This window comes from Ramlibacter sp. WS9, from assembly GCF_003797765.1.
In the GTDB taxonomy this organism is placed as follows: Bacteria; Pseudomonadota; Gammaproteobacteria; order Burkholderiales; family Burkholderiaceae_C; genus Ramlibacter.
In genome coordinates, this window is the sequence record NZ_RKMB01000010.1 from 208,287 (window position 1) to 224,764 (window position 16,478).

Annotated in this window: 20 protein-coding genes and 1 pseudogene; 17 read left to right on the forward strand and 4 right to left on the reverse strand. The window is 64.9% G+C overall.

Going from position 1 to position 16,478, the window contains the following annotated elements:
• The first annotated feature begins 2 nt into the window (after nt 1-2).
• The 3 genes from EEB15_RS17010 to phaZ are packed head-to-tail and all read left to right on the forward strand — an operon-like array spanning nt 3 to nt 2,920.
• Nucleotides 3-1,592: an alpha/beta hydrolase gene (locus EEB15_RS17010; protein WP_141511060.1), complete on the forward strand. Its 1,590-nt coding sequence runs from the start codon at nt 3-5 to the stop codon at nt 1,590-1,592.
• Between the two features lie 12 nt (nt 1,593-1,604).
• Entirely contained in the window at nt 1,605-2,072 is a 468-nt protein-coding gene (locus tag EEB15_RS17015; protein WP_141511061.1) for a MaoC family dehydratase, read from the forward strand.
• 47 nt (nt 2,073-2,119) lie between these two features.
• Entirely contained in the window at nt 2,120-2,920 is an 801-nt protein-coding gene (gene phaZ / locus EEB15_RS17020) for a poly(3-hydroxyalkanoate) depolymerase (RefSeq protein ID WP_141511062.1), read from the forward strand.
• Between the two features lie 98 nt (nt 2,921-3,018).
• Here phaZ and EEB15_RS17025 read toward each other — a convergent pair whose 3' ends face one another.
• Nucleotides 3,019-3,402 carry a type II toxin-antitoxin system VapC family toxin gene (locus EEB15_RS17025; RefSeq protein ID WP_141511063.1) on the reverse strand — a complete coding sequence of 128 codons (384 nt, stop codon included), beginning with the start codon at nt 3,400-3,402 and terminating at the stop codon, nt 3,019-3,021.
• Nucleotides 3,399-3,614: a type II toxin-antitoxin system VapB family antitoxin gene (locus tag EEB15_RS17030; protein WP_141511064.1), complete on the reverse strand. Its 216-nt coding sequence runs from the start codon at nt 3,612-3,614 to the stop codon at nt 3,399-3,401. Before EEB15_RS17030 ends, EEB15_RS17025 begins: the two co-directional genes overlap by 4 nt.
• A gap of 266 nt (nt 3,615-3,880) precedes the next feature.
• On the opposite strand from EEB15_RS17030, the gene EEB15_RS17035 reads away from it, so the two are divergent.
• From EEB15_RS17035 to EEB15_RS17095, 14 genes and pseudogenes are all read left to right on the forward strand, one after another.
• Nucleotides 3,881-5,137 carry an alpha/beta hydrolase gene (locus EEB15_RS17035; RefSeq protein WP_199236558.1) on the forward strand — a complete coding sequence of 419 codons (1,257 nt, stop codon included), beginning with the start codon at nt 3,881-3,883 and terminating at the stop codon, nt 5,135-5,137.
• Between the two features lie 62 nt (nt 5,138-5,199).
• Nucleotides 5,200-6,150 (forward strand): tripartite tricarboxylate transporter substrate binding protein, encoded by a 951-nt coding sequence (locus tag EEB15_RS17040; RefSeq protein WP_158290147.1) that lies wholly within the window; start codon nt 5,200-5,202, stop codon nt 6,148-6,150.
• The gene (locus tag EEB15_RS17045; RefSeq protein ID WP_141511067.1) at nt 6,147-7,844 is read left to right on the forward strand and encodes an AMP-binding protein; all 1,698 of its coding nucleotides are present in this window, start codon (nt 6,147-6,149) and stop codon (nt 7,842-7,844) included. The genes EEB15_RS17040 and EEB15_RS17045 overlap by 4 nt, the downstream gene beginning before the upstream one ends.
• A 53-nt stretch (nt 7,845-7,897) precedes the next feature.
• Nucleotides 7,898-8,497 (forward strand): VOC family protein, encoded by a 600-nt coding sequence (locus EEB15_RS17050; protein ID WP_370283656.1) that lies wholly within the window; start codon nt 7,898-7,900, stop codon nt 8,495-8,497.
• Complete coding sequence (locus tag EEB15_RS34630) at nt 8,497-8,751, forward strand: hypothetical protein (RefSeq protein ID WP_370283657.1); 255 nt, start codon at nt 8,497-8,499, stop codon at nt 8,749-8,751. The genes EEB15_RS17050 and EEB15_RS34630 overlap by 1 nt, the downstream gene beginning before the upstream one ends.
• 81 nt (nt 8,752-8,832) lie before the next feature.
• Nucleotides 8,833-9,306: a DoxX family protein gene (locus tag EEB15_RS17055; protein ID WP_141511068.1), complete on the forward strand. Its 474-nt coding sequence runs from the start codon at nt 8,833-8,835 to the stop codon at nt 9,304-9,306.
• Between the two features lie 22 nt (nt 9,307-9,328).
• Entirely contained in the window at nt 9,329-9,829 is a 501-nt protein-coding gene (locus EEB15_RS17060) for a thioesterase family protein (protein ID WP_233259521.1), read from the forward strand.
• Nucleotides 9,826-10,575 carry an Asp/Glu racemase gene (locus tag EEB15_RS17065; protein WP_141511069.1) on the forward strand — a complete coding sequence of 250 codons (750 nt, stop codon included), beginning with the start codon at nt 9,826-9,828 and terminating at the stop codon, nt 10,573-10,575. The genes EEB15_RS17060 and EEB15_RS17065 overlap by 4 nt, the downstream gene beginning before the upstream one ends.
• Nucleotides 10,576-10,583: 8 nt before the next feature.
• The gene (locus tag EEB15_RS17070; protein ID WP_141511070.1) at nt 10,584-11,408 is read left to right on the forward strand and encodes an alpha/beta fold hydrolase; all 825 of its coding nucleotides are present in this window, start codon (nt 10,584-10,586) and stop codon (nt 11,406-11,408) included.
• 82 nt (nt 11,409-11,490) lie between these two features.
• A pseudogene (locus EEB15_RS17075) lies at nt 11,491-12,021 on the forward strand (beta-ketoacyl synthase N-terminal-like domain-containing protein); the annotation flags it as partial.
• A 103-nt stretch (nt 12,022-12,124) separates the two neighbouring features.
• The gene (gene phbB, locus EEB15_RS17080) at nt 12,125-12,880 is read left to right on the forward strand and encodes an acetoacetyl-CoA reductase (RefSeq protein ID WP_141511071.1); all 756 of its coding nucleotides are present in this window, start codon (nt 12,125-12,127) and stop codon (nt 12,878-12,880) included.
• Between the two features lie 73 nt (nt 12,881-12,953).
• Nucleotides 12,954-14,195 (forward strand): amidohydrolase family protein, encoded by a 1,242-nt coding sequence (locus EEB15_RS17085; RefSeq protein ID WP_141511072.1) that lies wholly within the window; start codon nt 12,954-12,956, stop codon nt 14,193-14,195.
• 17 nt (nt 14,196-14,212) lie between these two features.
• Complete coding sequence (locus EEB15_RS17090) at nt 14,213-14,653, forward strand: nuclear transport factor 2 family protein (RefSeq protein ID WP_141511073.1); 441 nt, start codon at nt 14,213-14,215, stop codon at nt 14,651-14,653.
• Between the two features lie 20 nt (nt 14,654-14,673).
• Nucleotides 14,674-15,030, forward strand: coding sequence for a hypothetical protein (locus EEB15_RS17095; protein WP_141511074.1), 357 nt, complete (start codon nt 14,674-14,676; stop codon nt 15,028-15,030).
• Nucleotides 15,031-15,053: 23 nt separating this feature from the next.
• On the opposite strand, the gene EEB15_RS17100 is transcribed toward EEB15_RS17095, so the two are convergent.
• Nucleotides 15,054-15,566 (reverse strand): gluconokinase, encoded by a 513-nt coding sequence (locus EEB15_RS17100; RefSeq protein WP_370283659.1) that lies wholly within the window; start codon nt 15,564-15,566, stop codon nt 15,054-15,056.
• Nucleotides 15,567-15,666: 100 nt separating this feature from the next.
• Nucleotides 15,667-16,478 (reverse strand): tripartite tricarboxylate transporter substrate binding protein (locus EEB15_RS17105; protein WP_141511075.1); only part of this gene is annotated, 812 nt, incomplete at its 5' end.

Here is a 16,478-nt window from a genome sequence, read left to right on the forward strand (position 1 = left end):
CCATGGTCAAGCATGTTGGTCAGAAACTGCGGGCTGTGGGCACCGGTGCCGTCTCGGTAGCCAAGGAGTCGGCACTGCTGTATGGCGAGCTGGCGCGAACTGTCGCCGGCTTCTCCAAGCGTGAGGTGCCGGCGAAAGATTCGCGCTTTGCCGACCCGGCGTGGCGCGAGAACCCGGTGTACCGCCGGCTGGCTCAAAGCTACCTGGCCTTTTGCGAGACGGTCGACCGCGTCGCGGGGTCCAACCCGGAGTGGCGCGAGCGGGAACGGGCGCGTTTCCTGGGTGGCATCGTGACCAGCTCGCTGGCGCCCACGAATACGCTGCTGGGCAATCCGGCCGCGCTCAAGCACGCGGCAGAAACCGGCGGTGCCAGCCTGTTGAGCGGCTTGCGGAACATGGTGGGAGATGTCCTCAAGAACAAGGGCATGCCCTCGCAAGTGGACAGCTCGAAGTTCAAGGTGGGCGAGAACCTGGCCGTCACGCCCGGCGCCGTGGTGTTCCGCAATGAAATGCTGGAGGTGATCCAGTACCAGCCCATGACTGAGAAGGTGGCGCAGCGGCCGACACTGCTCGTCTTGCCACCCGTCGGCAAGTACTATTTCATGGACCTGGCACCGGGCCGCAGCTTCATCGAATACGCGGTGTCGCGCGGGATGACGGTGTTTGCGACGAGCTGGCGCAACCCCGGTCCCGAGCACGGCCACTGGGGACTGGATGACTACGTGCAGACGCTGCTCGACGCGGTGGATGCCGTGTGCGACGTGAGCGAGAGCGACAAGCTCAACCTGCTCGGCATGTGCGCCGGGGGCATCCTGTCGACGCTGATGTTGAGCGTGATGGCCGCGCGCCGCGACAAGCGGGTGACGGCAGCGTCGTTCGGCGTCATGATGCTCGACTTCGGCAGTGAGGCTGCGCTCGGTGGGTTCAACGCAAAGCCGGTGCTCTCGATGGCCAAGCGCAATTCGGCGTCCAAGGGAATCCTTCCGGCCAGCAGCCTGGCCAGCGTCTTCGCCTGGATGCGGCCGAACGACCTGGTCTGGAACTACTGGTCCAACAATTACCTGATGGGCAAGGATCCGCCGGCCTTCGACATCCTGGCCTGGAGCGTTGACGGCACCAACCTGCCGTCAACGCTGCACCAGCAGTTCGTCGACATTTTTGAAGGCAACTCGGTCACCAAAGGCGGGCTGCGGGTGCTTGGTGTTCCGATCGACCTCAGGCGCATCCGTATCGACACGTTCTCGACCGGGGCGCTGACCGATCACTTGACGCCGTGGAAGGCCTGCTATCGCGCCACGCAGCTGGTCGGCGGCCGCAGCACCTTCGTGCTGAGCAACTCGGGGCACATCGCCAGCCTGGTCAATCCGCCCGGCAACCCGAAGTCGACGTACTGGGCCGGGCCGCAGCCCTGCGCCGATCCGGAGCAGTGGCTCAAGTCCGCCACCAAGCACCAGGGCACGTGGTGGGACGTCTGGGCCGACTGGAATTTGAAGCGCAGCGGCAAGCAGCGCCCCGCGTCGAAGGGCCCGGGCAGTGCCCGATTCCCTGCTTTCGCCGCCGCACCCGGCACCTACGTTCATCAGAAGTCCTGACCAGAGTCCCGCATGACCACAACATTACCGCGCCTGCAGGCGCTGGACGGCCTCGTCGGCCAGGAGCTCGGCGTCTCCGAATGGGTCCACCTCGACCAAGACCGCATCGACACGTTCGCGCATTGCACCGGCGACGACCAGTGGATCCACGTCGACGCCGAACGCGCGTCCCGCGAGAGCCCCTACGGCAACACCATCGCCCACGGCTATCTCACGCTGTCCTTGCTGGGCCCCGCGGCGCTCGAGGTGTGGATTCGTCCCGCCGCCATCCCGACGGCGCTGAACTACGGCATCGACCGGGTGCGCTTCATCGCGCCGGTGCCCAGTGGATCGCGTGTGCGCAGCCGGATCAAGCTGCTGTCGATCGAACCGAAGGGGGCTGGCAAATCGCTGATCACGACCGAGAACACGGTCGAGATCGAAGGGCATTCAAAACCGGCGCTCGTTGCCAACACCCTCGTGATGGTCGTTGAGGCATAGGGAACGCCTTGCGCACCCAGACAGAATCAAAATTGCGATCATCGTCAATGACCCAAACGACCATCCGTTTCATCGACATCGACGGACTCTCCTTGCGCGTCGGCGTGCGGCCCGGCAAGGAGCCTGCACTGCTGATTTTCAACGGCATCGGTGCCAACCTCGAGTTGCTGGAGCCGCTGTCGGATGCGCTCGACGGCGTGGCGACCATCACCTTCGACGTGCCAGGGTCCGGACAGTCCGAGCCCGGGCTGAAGCCGTATCGGCTGCGCGGACTGGCCCGGCTCGCGGCCCGGGTGCTGGACGAAACAGGCCACACCGGCCGTGTCGATGTGCTCGGCGTCTCCTGGGGTGGGGCGCTTGCGCAGCAGTTCGCCCTGACTTGCCGCGCGCGCTGCCGCAAGCTCGTGCTGGTGTCAACGACACCCGGCATGTTCATGGTGCCTGGTTCGCCGCGCGCCATGGCGCGCCTGTTCAATCCGCGCCGCTACAAAGACCCGTCGCACCTGGAGCGCGTTGCGCCGCACATCTACGGCGGCGAGGTTCGGCGCGACCCGGCCTTGATCCGCGCGTTCGGCGCGCGCTCGATGTCGCCGCACTGGCTCGGCTACCTCTACCAGCAGATCGCTTTCTGGGGCTGGAGCAGCCTGCCGTGGTTGCGCCTGCTGCCGCAGCCGACGCTGATCCTTGCCGGCAACGACGACCCTCTGGTGCCGCTGGTCAACGCGCGCATTCTGGCCAGGCTCATTCCGCGGGCGCAACTGGAGGTGGTCGACGACGGCCACCTCTTCCTGCTGAGCAATCCGGGTCGCGTCGCGCCCTCGATCCTTCGCTTCCTGGCGGCGGCCTGAGGGCTTTGCTCTTGCTCCCTCTCCCTCCGGAGGAGGGATGGGGTGGGGGTACGCGGTACGCCAATCAGCGCAGCGCTTCCACCAGGGCGATGCCCCGATCAGTGAGATGCAACGGGCTGATGCGCAACACCAAAGCGATCAGACAGATCGCCCAGTCGACGATCCAGTGTCCACAGCTTCGCGCCCGGTGTCACCAGTGTCGAGGCAAGAAGGGCCATGTCCACCAAACCGCAACCCAGCCCGTACAATTTCTCCCTCTCAACGAACTGCATGACCTCGTCAAGGGTGGCCTGCTCCGCTGCCATGAGCAGACCCATGTCGCCGAGGGTCTGAGTGCGCGGCGCGGGTGGCGTCCCGCACGCGAGTTCGAGCAAGACCATTGGATGAATCAGGACCAGGTCGCGCCCCAACAAGTTCACCAGCGCTTCATTGCGGCGCCGGAAATGATCGACCCACACTGACGTGTCTACAAGAACGGTCATCGCGCACCAGGCTGGCCGCGCGCATCACGCCGACGAGGCACGCTCTTCATCCCCGGCTCGCTCCCTCCGAGCGATTCCAGGCGCTTGGCTGCCTGAACACGCACAAAGGTCTTCATGGCCTCGCGAAAGACTTCTGATCTGTCCATGTTGGGATCGGCCAGTTCCAGCGCCTTCGCGTAGAGAGAGTCTTCGATGGTGACGGTGGTTCGCATGACTGATCATTGCACCAAATCTGATTCGATATTGTATCAATCCACGACATCAACATGCTGTCGGCCTGCACGGTCAGGCTCAGCCCTGCTGAGACCCGCGACGAAACCGTAGAGCTGGCCGTTCTCTAGCCGGCCGACTCGTATCGGACTCGTTCAGCTCTCGTGGGAATCGCTCCGCCGGGCACCCACCCTTCGCGGGTGGTGTCACCACGCAGTAGCCAAGACATAGTCGTCCCAACGGTCCGCAAAGGGCCCAAGGAGACAAGATGTCAGACTCTCAGAGCAAGGGCCCTCGCGTCGCTGTGACCGCTGGGCTGCGCGGGGCCAACTGGGACCCTTCCCGGATGCGCACCCCCTTCACGATGACGCCGTTCCCGCTGGGCACGCAGGACGGGCAGTCGGCCCTGGGCTTCCTGTTCGCCCGGGGCGGGGAGAAGTGCGCGTTGCTCGCCATGCACCCGCGTGAATTGCTGCTGACCCACTACCTGGTGCCGTACGTGCTCGATGCAGGCTGGGCCTTTTGGGCGCAGCAGCCGCGCATGGTCGGCAATGACCTGCGGCTCGAGCATGAGACCGCGCTTCACGATGTCGCAGCCGGGGTCCGTCAGCTGCGCGCTCTGGGCTTCGAGAAAATCGTGCTGCTCGGAAACTCCGGCGGCGGCGGCCTGATGAGCTTCTACAACCAGCAGTCGCTGCTGGCGCCCGCTCGGCGCATTGCGCGCACGCCGGGCGGCCGTCCGACCAAATTGCCCGAGTCCGAACTCCCCGTCGCAGACGGCATTGTGCTGGTGTCGCCTCATCCGGGCCAGGGCGTGCTGCTCCTGAACGCGCTGGATCCCTCCGTGACCGACGAGAACGACGCGACCTCATGCGACGCGGCGCTCGATCCCTTCAGCGGGGCCAATGGCTTCCGGTTGCCGCCGCAGTCCGCCTCGTACAGCCCCGATTTCATCGAGCGCTACCGGGCGGCGCAACACGCGCGCTGCGAGCGCATCGACACCACGGCACGAAAGATGATCGCGGCCAAGCGTGAGGCGCTGGCGCGGAACAAGGAACATCCCCATCGGGCCGACAAGCAGATCGCCAGCCATTCACCCATCTTCCAGGTCTGGCGCACCGATGCGGACCTGCGCTGCTGGGACACGTCGCTGGATCCTTCGGAGCGGCTGGTGGGCAGCCTGTGGGGCGCCGATCCGCAGGTGTCGAACCTGGGCAGCGTCGGCTTCGGGCGGGTCGTGACGCCGGAATCATGGCTGTCGACCTGGTCGGGACTGACTTCCAACGCTGCGATGTCGAAGACGGCGCCCTCGATCGAGCAGCCGATGCTGCTCATCGAATACACCGGCGACAACTGCGTCTTCCCAGCGGACGTGAACGCCGTGTACGACAGCGTGTCTTCGAGCAATAAGCAACGCCACAGCGTCCGCGGCAATCACCACGGCCTGCCGATTTCGCCGGGGGAGCCGAACGGGCAGGAGCTGGCGGGCCCGCACCTTGGCGAGTGGCTGAAGGCGACCTTCTGAGTCGGCCGCGGGCAAACACCCACCACAGGCACACCGGAGACAACATGAAGCGAAGAGCGTTGATGGCCGCGGCAGCCGCGGCCCTGGCTTGCGCAATGGCGCCCGCGTTAGCGCAGGATTTCAAGGGAAAGGCCATCACCGTGGTGGTGGCGGCGCCGCCTGGGACGGCGACCGACGTCGCCGCACGGATCGTCACCGAGGGGATGCGAGCGAAGCTCGGCGCGACCTTCGTGATCGACAACAGGCCGGGCGCCGGCGGGATCATTGCCGTCAACCAGTTCAAGGGCGGGCCAACAGACGGAACCCGACTGCTGTTCACCCAGGGATCGACGGTTGTGATCTCGCCGCTTACCTACAAGGAAGCCCGGTTCAACTTTGAAAGCGACTTCGAAACCATCGCGATCGTTGCGGAAACGCCGATGCTCATGGTGACGCGCCCGGCCGGCGGACCCGCCAGCCTCGCCGCAGCGGTAGCGTCCGCCAAGTCGGCTCCGGACTCGATATCGATCGGAAACCCCGGCGTCAATTCAATTCCGCACCTGGCCGGCGAACTCCTCGGCTACGCCACGGGGTCGCAGTTCAGGCAAGTTCCGATGGGCACGGCGGCACAGGGGATTCAGGCGGTCGCGCTCGGAGACATCGACATCTTCGTCGATGGTGTTGCGTCGATGCTTCCCATGGTGGCCGGCGGGCGCCTCAAGGCGCTTGCCGTCACGGCCTCGAAGGAACTTCCCGGCCTCGAAGGCATTGCGCTGGCCAAGGACACCGCGCCGGGTCTGGTGGTTTCGGGTTGGTTCGGCCTCTTTGCCCCAGGCGGAGCCCCCGCCGCGCTGACCTCCGAACTCAATGCGGCAGTGGCCTCGGCGTTGCAAAACCCCGACGTGATCGCAAAGCTGCGAAAGCTGGGCACCTATCCGACGCCGGGGTCCGTCATCGAAGCCAAGGCCTTCGTGAAGGCCGAGAAAGCAAAGTGGGCGGACGTGATCCGCAAATCAGGGATCAAGCCGCAATGAGCACGAACGAAACCTCCAAGCACCGCAATGGCGCCACGCGCAGTTTTGCACCGCTGCAGCCCATCCCCGGCGTTGTTTACCCGCCGCAGGAAGCGCTGGAGCGCTATAGTGCCGCCGGCCTGATCGGCCACACCACGCTGGCCGAGGCCTTCATGGCGACGCACGCGGCTCACAGTGGCCGCCCGGCGCTCGTCGGTGCGGAAGGCAGATTCACGCACGCGCAGCTGGACTCCATCTCGGACCGCGTGGCGGCCGCGTTCCTGGACCTGGGGCTGCAGCCGTCCGACCGCGTCGTCTTTCAGCTGCCGAACTGCAACGAGCTGGTGTTCGCGCTGCTGGGGTGCTTCAAGGCGGGCCTGATTCCCGTGTGCGCACTCACGGCCCACCGCGAGCGGGAGATCGGCTACCTGGCGCGCCACGCCTGGGCCACCGTGCACCTGGTGCCCGGAGACGACGCCAAATTCGACCACGTCGAGTTCTCGCATCACATCCGCTCCGAGGTTCCCTCCTTGCGCCACACCATCGTGGCCCGCGGGCCGGCGCGTGACGGCGCACTTTCGCTGCACGACCTGTACACGGCGCAGGACCCTGAAGTGGCCCGGCGACGGGTTCTGGCGGTGCCGCGCGATCCCTACCAGGCGGCGCTGTTCCAGCTCTCGGGCGGCACCAGCGGCGTGCCCAAGATCATTCCACGCTTCTCGAGCGAGTACGTCTACAACATGCGTGCGATGGCGGCGTGGCTGGGCTTCGGTCCGGACGACTGTTTCTTCAACCCGATGCCGTTGATCCACAACTTCAACCTGGCGTGTTGCTCGGGGCCGACGCTGCTGGCCGGCGGTGCCGTCGCGCTGGCGCCGACCCTGGACCCCGACACAATCACCGCCGTCCTTCGGGACCACCGCCCAACCTGGATGGTTCTGCCGCGGCCGATCCTGGTGAAGCTTCAGCCCGCGCTCGATGCCAAAGTTTTTTCGTTCGACACCGGGCGCGGCATGATGAGCTCGAATTCTTCGGAGATGTTCGAGCAGTTGACCGGGCTGCCCACTTTCCACAACTTCGGCATGACCGAAGGCGTGATCATGTCCACGCACCCGGACGACCCCGAAGACATCCGCCGCAAGACCGTGGGCCGGCCGATCTCGGAGTACGACGAGGTTCGCATCCTGAAGCCCGGCACCGAAGAGCCGGTGGCGGATGGCGAGATCGGCGAAGCGGTGTTCCGCGGACCGTACACGCTGCACGGCTATTTTGACGCGCCGGAACGCAACGCCGAGGCCTTCACCAGCGATGGCTTCTACCGTGCGGGAGACCTCATGTCCAAGCGTGTTGTCGATGGCAACACCTACTTCGTCTACGAAGGCCGCATCAAGGACGTGGTCGACCGCGCCGGTGAAAAGATCAACGCGGAAGAGGTCGAGATTGCCGTGGGCACGCACCCCGCCGTGTCGGCCTGCGCGGTGATCGGCGTCAAGGACAAAGACTACGGGGAGCGGCTTTGCGCGTGCATCGTGCTCCAGCCCGGCAACCCCGCGCCCGATATCGCACAGATGGGGCGGCACCTGCAGGTCTACGGCCTGGCCAAGTTCAAGTGGCCGGAACGCATCGAAGTGCTGCCGGCGATGCCGCAGACCGCGGTGGGGAAGCCCGACAAGGGCGCACTGCGCGACCGCTTCGGCGCACGGGCCGGCGGCTGACCCCGGCCGCCCCGCCAAGACCCAACTCGCCACGACATACCAAGGAGATCCTCATGCCCAGCCCCACGCAAACTTCCATGCCGATTCAGGGAGTGCACCACACGGCCCGGCCGACGTGGAAGCTGCGAGAGACGGTGGAGTTCTACCGCGATCGTCTGGGACTGCCGCTCGTCCACGCCATTTCCGCCCGCGGCTGGCCCGAAGGGCACCCAGACTTCCTGCACTTCTTCTTCGATGCCGGCAAGGGCGCAACCATCGCGTTCTTCTACTACATCGGCACCGAGCGGCCCGAACACATGGAGCCGAACCGAAGTACGTTCTATGACGCGACGCACACCGCCTGGTCGGTCGAGAAGGCCGAGGACCTGCAGGTCTGGCGCGATCACCTGAGGGCGCAGGGCGTCGAGCTGTTCTATGAAGAAGTCGAGCACGAGATCATCAAATCGCTGTATTTCATGGACCCGAACGGGTACATGATCGAGTTTGCATACCAACTGCGCCCCATGGTGCCGCTGGACGCCGAGGATGCGCAGCGCACGCTGCGCGCCGCGATGGAACTGGAAGACCTGCGCGATCCCGCGAAGTTCAGCTGCATCGACGACGTTTGGCGGCGCAAGGGTGCCGAACTCGCCGCCCTCGAGGGACAACCGTGATGGTCACGCTATTCGTCCTCAACGTGGCTGAGTTTCAGTCTCTGATTCAGGTGGCGCGCCGGCAGGCGGGCGTGGAGATCATCGACGGCCCGCCCGGCTACACCCGCATTCGTTCGGCCGGTGTGATCGAGCTCAAGCGCAAGGATCTCGGCGTGAAGCCTGCGGTCTGGTATGGCGCGCTCACCGGTGGCGTGGTCGGCCGCGTGGTGGAGTATTCGCGCGACACGCTGCGCATCGAAAAAGAAGATTCGTAGATCGCGAAAGCGGCGCTCGCACCACGGTCCCGGGGCGCAGTGCCTGATGGTTCGAAATCGGTTTAACGACAGGAGACATGAATGAACGCAACACCTGCGCCCGCAAGCCTGCACGCCGAGCTTTCGCTCGCGGCAAGAATCCTCATCCTCGTGATCTTCGCCGTCAGCGGCATCCGAAAGATCGTCGAATTTCCGGTCTTCGTCGCATTCATCGCGTCGAAAGGCCTGCCCTTTCCCGAAGCTTGCGCCATCCTGGCCGCCGTCCTGGAGATCGGCGGGACAGTGTTGCTGGTGGTTGGGTGGAAGACTCGCCAAACGGCGTTGGTCCTTACCGTCTACACGTTGTTTCTAGCCTTTGTCTTTCACAACTTCTGGAATCTGCAGACCGGAAACATGACGCCCGTGCAAGCGAGCAACCAGATGAACCACTTCCTGAAGAACATCTCCATCGCCGGTGGTCTCTTGCTGCTTGCTGCGTTGGGCCCCGGAGCCTGGAGCGTCGACATGCGATCGAAAAAGACGGCTGGCCCGAAACTGAGTCCGCTGAAGACCTGACCGAGGCGCAGCGTTCGTTTTTTTGATCGAGGCCATCCCGTTGAACATCGCCAGCTACGAATACGTGGTGTCGCGGTCGCCGTTCGTCGTGCGCCGGAAAGTGCGCTGGTCGGACTGCGATCCTGCCGGCGTGGTGTTCACGGGCAAGTTCGTCGAGTACGTTCTGAACTTCGCGTCGTTGTTCTATGCCGAGCTGGCTCAAGGCGCGAAGCCCATGGAATGGCTCCACTCCCTGGGTGTCGTGATGCCCGTCAAGGGGATGGAGTTCGAGTTCCACGGGGCGCTCTGGCCGGAAGACGAGTTCGACCTCAGCGGCCATGTGCTGGAGATCCGCGAGCACAGCTTCGACATCGCCATCGAGGGCGCTCAGGCGGATGGGCGGCGTGTCATGAGCGCGCGCTTCTCGCCCATCTGCATTCGCAGCGACGCCCGCGTGCGCGCCCCGATTCCGCCACAGCTTCTGCAGGCGCTGGAACGCTTCCGCCCGCCCAAAACCTCTCTCAATTCAGGCAGTCCACTATGAATCAGCGAATCCGAATCGGTCAAATGGTGCCCAGCTCCAACACCACCATGGAGACCGAGATCCCCGCGATGCTTCACGCGCGGGAGGCCCTTCACCCCGAGCGGTTCAGCTTTCACTCGAGCCGCATGCGCATGCATCGGGTGACACCGGAGGAACTGAAGGCCATGAACCTGGAGAGCCTGCGTTGCGCGGCCGAGCTCGCTGACGCCCGGGTGAACGTGATGAGCACGGCGTGCCTGGTCGCCATCATGTCGCAGGGCCTGGGCTACCACCGCCAGGTCGAGACGGATCTGGAGCGCGTGGCGCGCGAGAACGGCAGCGATGCCAAGGTGATGACATCCGCGGGCGCGCTTGTGCACGGGCTTCGGAAGATGGGTGCGAAGAAGATCTCGTTGCTGGCGCCGTACATGAAGCCCTTGACCGACAAGGTCGTTGAGTACATCGAGCACGAAGGCATCGAGGTCATCGACCGCCGCAGCTTCGAGATTCCCGATAACCTCGAGGTGGGTCGCCGGGATCCGATGCGCCTGCTGGAAGACGTGAAGCAGTTGAACGTGGCCAACGTCGATGTCGTCGTGCTGTCCGCCTGCGTCCAGATGCAATCCATCCCGGCGATTCAGCGGGCCCAGGATCTGCTGGGCATCCCGGTCACCTCCACTTCGGTCTGCACCGTAAGAAACATGCTCGATCTGCTGGGGCTGCCCGCTGCGACGCCAGGCTACGGGGCGCTTCTAGCCGCAGATTGAAGGACGACATGTCGGTTGCACTGGCGTTCGAGTCGATGGGCGAGGGGCCGCCCGTGGTCATTCTGCATGGCCTGTTCGGCTCCGGCCGAAATTGGAAGCCTTTCGCGCAGGCGCTGGCGCAGCGCCACCGGGTGATCCTGCCCGATGCATGCAACCACGGCGCCTCGCCCTGGTCCGACGACATGTCCTACACAGCGATGGCGCGGGATGTCCTGACGTTCATCGAGCGCGAGCGGCTGCATCGCCCCGTTCTGGTGGGTCACAGCATGGGAGGCAAGACCGCCATGGCGCTGGCCCTGACGCACCCGGATGCCATCGCCGGCATAGCCGTGATCGACATCGCGCCGGTGACGTATCCCGATCAGTTCTCGCCCTACGTCGCGGCCTTGCGCGGGCTGGACCTGGCCAGTGCCAGTCGGCGCAAGGAAATTCGGCGGGCCCTGGCCGTGAGGCCGGGACCGGACGCGCCCCTCGACTTGCTGATCCAGAACGTCCGCAACCATGAAGCGCGCTTTGACTGGCGGCTCAACCTCATGGCCACGGCGCTGTGCATGCCAGACCTGTGCGGCTTTCCTGCCGCGCTGATGGGCGAGCGCTACACGGGCCCGGCCCTGTTCGTGGCCGGCGGCGACTCGGACTATGTGCGGCCCGACGCTGATGAGGCCATCAGGCGCATGTTCAAGCAGGCCCGGGTGGAGCGCATCGCGGATGCCGGGCACTGGGTCCATGCCGATGCGCCGCAGGCCCTGCAGCGGTTGCTGCAAGGCTGGCTCGGCGGATTGCCGCTGCGCCGGGCTGCGCTGCGTGTGTTGGCGGAGCGAGAACCTGTATGACCGCACCTGCACCGTCATGGGACCACGGCCACTGCTTCGAGCACTTGATGTTCATCGTCATCCCAACCGACAGGAGTCAGCCATGACCGATGTTGTGATTGTTGCCGCTGCGCGCACTGCCGTCGGCCGGTTTGGCGGCACGCTCGCCAAGATCGCCGCGCCCGAGCTGGGCGCCCATGTGGTCCAAGGTCTGCTGGCACAGGCCGCGGTGCCCCGCGACGCCGTGAGCGAGGTCATTCTGGGCCAGGTGCTGGCCGCCGGCGCGGGGCAGAACCCGGCGCGCCAGACCGTCATCAAGGCCGGCATGGCGCAGAGCGTGCCGGCCATGACCATCAACAAGGTGTGCGGCTCTGGCCTGAAGGCCGTGATGCTGGCCGCGCAGGCGATCCGTTGCGGCGACGCCGAGATCGTGGTGGCCGGCGGCCAGGAGAACATGAGTGCGGCGCCCCACGTGCTGCTGGGCTCGCGCGACGGCCAGCGCATGGGCGACTGGAAGATGGTCGATTCGATGATCGCCGACGGCCTGTGGGACGTGTACAACCAGTACCACATGGGCACCACGGCCGAGAACGTGGCCAGGAAATACGGCATCACGCGCGAAATGCAGGACGCGCAAGGGCCTGGCGTCCCTTTGCATCGGCGGCGGCATGGGTGTGGCGCTGGCGGTCGAGTGAGCTTGAACGGCGATTCATTCAACGACAACAAGGAGACAAAGCATGGCGACAACGGAGACAACACGCGTGGTACTGGTGACCGGCGGCATGGGCGGGCTGGGGGAGATCATCTCCACCAAGATGGTCGATGCCGGGTACCAGGTCGCGGTGACTTACTCGCCCGGCAACGCCACGCACGGCGACTGGGTGGCGCAAATGAAACGCAAGGGCTACGCCATCGTGGCGGTGCCCTGCGATGTGACCGACATCGATTCCTGCGCGAACGCCGTGGCGCAGGTGGCGGACAAGCTCGGCCCTGTGGACGTGCTGGTCAACAACGCCGGCATTACGCGCGACATGACCTTCAAGAAAATGGACAAGGTCAATTGGGACGCGGTGCTGCGCACCAACCTCGACAGCTTGTTCAACATGACCAAGCAGGTGGCCGACGGCATGGTGGAGCGCAACTGGGGCCGCGTCATCAATGTGTCGTCGGTCAACGGCTCCAAGGGCGCCTTCGGCCAGGCCAACTACTCGGCGGCCAAGGCCGGCGTGCACGGCTTCACCAAGGCGCTGGCGCTCGAAGTCGCCAAAAAGGGCGTGACCGTCAACACCATCTCGCCCGGCTACATCGGTACCAAGATGGTCACGGCCATTCCGCAAGAGGTGCTCGACTCCAAGATTTTGCCCAACATCCCGGTGGGCCGCCTGGGCAAGCCCGAGGAAGTGGCGGGGTTGATCATCTATCTCGCCTCGGAAGAAGCCGCCTTCGTGACGGGGGCCAACATCGCCATCAACGGTGGCCAACACATGCAGTGAGGAGACAAGAAATGAGCCCCCACGTTCACATTCGTTCTCTGCCCCCCCAGACTGCTGATTGGAGAGTACAGACATGAGCATTCCAAAGAGCCGCACGTTCGATCTCGTCATCAACGATGCTTCAATTTTTGATGGTTCAAAAGTGCGGACGGGAACGTTCAGCGTCGGCATCGACAATGGCATGATCGCTGCGCTTTCCGACGAGGCGCTGAATGGTAGCGCCACCATCGACGCCCGAGGTTCGTGGCTGAGCCCCGGGCTGATCGATTCGCATGTTCATATGTACGACCCGATGAACGTGGCCGACGAGGCGTCGATGAGTGAGTATCTCGACGTTGCACTGCCCGGGCATTTGCGCTCGTTCCTGGAGTGGGGGATCACGACGATCAAATCGGTGGGCGACCCTGTTCCGGAGCTTCTCGAAGCTCGCAGACGCCTCAACGCCGGCGAATGCGTCGGCCCGCGGTTCTTGATGACGGGTTTCGGTATCACGTCGCCCGGCGGGCATCCCACCAGGACGATCTACGGTCGCAATCCCTGGTATCAGCAAAGAGCGGTAGGCGAGGCCACAACAGCGCAGGACGCGCGTGCGCGGGTATCGGAAATGGCTGACCTTGGCATGGACGCGATCAAGATTCTCTACCAGGGGGGCTGTGCCTGCCAGGGCGAGGCCGAGTACAAGTGGCATGGTCAGGTTCCCATCTTGCGTTTGAAGCGCAGGCCTCTCGAAGCAGCGATCGATGAAGCACACCGGCGCGGACTCAAGGCAACCGTACATACCTTCGAGCAGAGCCGGGTGATTGAAGCGCTCGAGGCCGGTGCTGACGGTGTCGAGCATGGCGTTGTCGGAGAGATCATCTCGGATAACCGGGTGTTCGACCTCTTGCTCAAGAACAATGCTTCTTACGTGCCGACTCTGTGGGTCTATTCGACACCCGAGGCACACCGCAATCTGGCGCTGGTTCGCGATGCCGGAGCACGCATCGCCCTAGGCACCGACAGCTTCTCGCCCACGATCAAGGTTGAAGGCATCGATGCAGGCCGGTACGGTTCCAACTCCATCGTGGAGGCCGAGCGCATGGTGGCTGCCGGCCTGACGCCGCTGGAGGCCCTCCGGGCAGCAACAGGTCAAGCAGCAGTGCATCTGGGGCGCGATGACCTGGGCGTCATCGCCGAAGGAAAACGTGCCGACCTTGTTGTTCTGAAGAGCAACCCGACAGTCGATATCAGCAATCTGAGAAGTTTGCAGGTCGTGATCGCAAATGGCCGCGTTGTCGTGGATCGGCGGCCTGCATCGTCGAAAGCCGGATCTTGAAAACCAAGGAGTTTCCCATGTCAACATCGACCCTGGAAGATCGCAACATCGCCCTGGCCAAGGAATATTTCATCCGTGGGGACGCCCAGCGGCCGGACTTGCTTGATTTGTTCCATGCCGATTTCGAGCTGTATTTCCCGAAGTTCGGAATCGGCCGCGGGCCTGAGTCTTTTCTGCAGATGGCTTCGGGGTTCGCAGGCGACCTGGAGGCCATCGAGCACGACTTCACCCAGTACAACTTCATCGCGACGGGCCCTTATGTCGTTGTCGAAGGCACCACACGGGGCCGGATGAAAGGAAAGGCCTGGTCGGCGGGCGAGACGCCGGGCGGGCGCTTCTGCAATGTCTTCGAGTTCCGCGACGGCTTGATTGCCCGCGTCCATGTCCACCTGGATCCCGACTATCTTGGTGAGGACGAGGCGCGCTTCCGGTGGGGCCGTGCGGGCCGCGTGTGGTGAGACATCAGGCACTGACCAACATGGCACTCAAATCTGGCAAGTATTTCATCTGGGCCGCGGCGTTTCTGATGTTCGCGTGCGCCGTTCTCCATTCCATGGCGTGGATGCGCGCGCAGGGCGATTTTTCGCCTGAAGCGCGGCCGCTGGCTGCCTTGCTATGGTTCCTGCTGGGAATAGATTGGGCCGTGATCGGCGGGCTGTGGGTGCTGGGCGCTTCCAAAGGAATCGCAGCGCGCCCTCTACTGCTGCTCTCGGTGGTCGTCCCCGTTTCGGTGGCGGTCGGCCTGTGCCTGACGATCGGCCCAGGCTTCTTCCCTGTCTACCTGCAACTCGGTGCCGCGGGACTGTTGCTGCTGGGCGCATTTCGCCTGACCTGACCTGCCGAAGCAGCAGAGCGGTGTCATTGCGCGGGGACGGCCGCCCCGGTGCCGGCCAGCCATTGGACGACGCCGTCGGCGAGCGCCTCGGGCGCCAGCAGGGCGTCCAGGCACAGCACACCGGGTTCGCTTTGCGGTGGCTCCAGCGCCTCGAACTGCGTGGCGACCAGGCCGGCGGGAAAGAAGTGTTCGGCGCGCTGCCCGACCCGCGCCAGGGCGGACGCCGCATCGAGGGCGAGCCAGGCAAACCGCAAGCCGGGTGCCGCGGCGCGCAGGCGGTCGCGGTAGCCGGCCTTGAGTGCCGAGCAGGTGAGCACCGCGCCGCCGGGCCGGTTCTGCAACTGCTCGCCCAGCCCCGCGAGCCACCCGGCGCGGTCGGCGTCGGTGAGCGCGATGCCGCTCTTCATGCGTGCACGGTTGGCTTCCGGGTGGAACTCGTCGCCTTCGATCAGCGGCAGGCGCAGCTTCTGCGCGATGAGAGCTCCCACGCGCGACTTGCCGCAGCCCGACACCCCCATGACCACGATCCAGGTCACGGCGCTGCTCGGTCGGGCCGAAGCGCCGGGCCGCCCCAAGCCGGCCCGGGCCCCCTCGGGGGGCAGCGACCCACACGCAGTGGGGAGCGTGGGGGCCACATCAATCTGCTTTGATGTTGTTGGCCTTGACCACTTCGCCCCAGGTCTTGTGGTGGGTGCGCGTCAGGTTGCCCAGGTGCTCAGGGGTGCCGCCGCCGGGTTCGTCGCCGCGGTCGAGAATGTTCTTGGTCACCGTCGGGTCTTTCAGAGCCGCGTTCAGCGCGGCATTGGCTTTCTTCACCACGTCGGCCGGCAGGTTGGGCGGGCCGTACAGGCCGATGAAGGAAACGATGTTGAAGTCTTTCAAGCCCACCTCGGCGGCGGTGGGCACGTCCGGGAAGGCGGGGACGCGCTTGTCGCTGGTGACCAGCAGGGCCCGCAGCTGGCCGCCTTTGATGAAAGGCGCGACCACCGATGTGGCGTCGAACATGGCGTCGAGCCGGCCGCCGATCAGGTCGGTGATGGCAGGGCTGCTGCCCTTGTAGGGGATATGGTTCATCGGCGGCTTGCCTAAGCGCTCGCGCAGCAGTTCGGTGGTGACGTGCGGCAGCGCGCCCACGCCGCCGGTGCCGTAGTCGATGCTCTTGCCGGTTTTTGCCTTGGCCTTGACGTGCTCGACGAACTCGGCATAGGTCTTGATCGGCGAACTGGCCGGCACCGCCAGCACCAGCGCGGATTGCAACATGTTGCCGATGGGCACCATCTGCCGCATGTCGACGATGCCGACCTGGGTGTAGACATGGGCTGCGATGGTCATGGAGCCGTTGCCCACGTACAGCTTGTAGCCATCGGCCGGTGCCTTCATGACTTCCTGCGCGCCGATGTTGCCGTTGACGCCGGCCTTGTTGTCGATGACCACGGGTTGGCCCAGTT

Excerpts from the sequence above, each read along its gene's own strand:
- EEB15_RS17010 (WP_141511060.1), top strand. The coding sequence starts at position 3 with ATGGTCAAGCATGTTGGTCAGAAACTGCGGGCTGTGGGCACCGGTGCC.
- EEB15_RS17015 (WP_141511061.1), top strand. The coding sequence starts at position 1,605 with ATGACCACAACATTACCGCGCCTGCAGGCGCTGGACGGCCTCGTCGGC.
- phaZ (WP_141511062.1), top strand. The coding sequence starts at position 2,120 with ATGACCCAAACGACCATCCGTTTCATCGACATCGACGGACTCTCCTTG.
- EEB15_RS17025 (WP_141511063.1), bottom strand. The coding sequence starts at position 3,402 with ATGACCGTTCTTGTAGACACGTCAGTGTGGGTCGATCATTTCCGGCGC.
- EEB15_RS17030 (WP_141511064.1), bottom strand. The coding sequence starts at position 3,614 with ATGCGAACCACCGTCACCATCGAAGACTCTCTCTACGCGAAGGCGCTG.
- EEB15_RS17035 (WP_199236558.1), top strand. The coding sequence starts at position 3,881 with ATGTCAGACTCTCAGAGCAAGGGCCCTCGCGTCGCTGTGACCGCTGGG.
- EEB15_RS17040 (WP_158290147.1), top strand. The coding sequence starts at position 5,200 with ATGGCCGCGGCAGCCGCGGCCCTGGCTTGCGCAATGGCGCCCGCGTTA.
- EEB15_RS17045 (WP_141511067.1), top strand. The coding sequence starts at position 6,147 with ATGAGCACGAACGAAACCTCCAAGCACCGCAATGGCGCCACGCGCAGT.
- EEB15_RS17050 (WP_370283656.1), top strand. The coding sequence starts at position 7,898 with ATGCCCAGCCCCACGCAAACTTCCATGCCGATTCAGGGAGTGCACCAC.
- EEB15_RS34630 (WP_370283657.1), top strand. The coding sequence starts at position 8,497 with ATGGTCACGCTATTCGTCCTCAACGTGGCTGAGTTTCAGTCTCTGATT.
- EEB15_RS17055 (WP_141511068.1), top strand. The coding sequence starts at position 8,833 with ATGAACGCAACACCTGCGCCCGCAAGCCTGCACGCCGAGCTTTCGCTC.
- EEB15_RS17065 (WP_141511069.1), top strand. The coding sequence starts at position 9,826 with ATGAATCAGCGAATCCGAATCGGTCAAATGGTGCCCAGCTCCAACACC.
- EEB15_RS17070 (WP_141511070.1), top strand. The coding sequence starts at position 10,584 with ATGTCGGTTGCACTGGCGTTCGAGTCGATGGGCGAGGGGCCGCCCGTG.
- phbB (WP_141511071.1), top strand. The coding sequence starts at position 12,125 with ATGGCGACAACGGAGACAACACGCGTGGTACTGGTGACCGGCGGCATG.
- EEB15_RS17085 (WP_141511072.1), top strand. The coding sequence starts at position 12,954 with ATGAGCATTCCAAAGAGCCGCACGTTCGATCTCGTCATCAACGATGCT.
- EEB15_RS17090 (WP_141511073.1), top strand. The coding sequence starts at position 14,213 with ATGTCAACATCGACCCTGGAAGATCGCAACATCGCCCTGGCCAAGGAA.
- EEB15_RS17095 (WP_141511074.1), top strand. The coding sequence starts at position 14,674 with ATGGCACTCAAATCTGGCAAGTATTTCATCTGGGCCGCGGCGTTTCTG.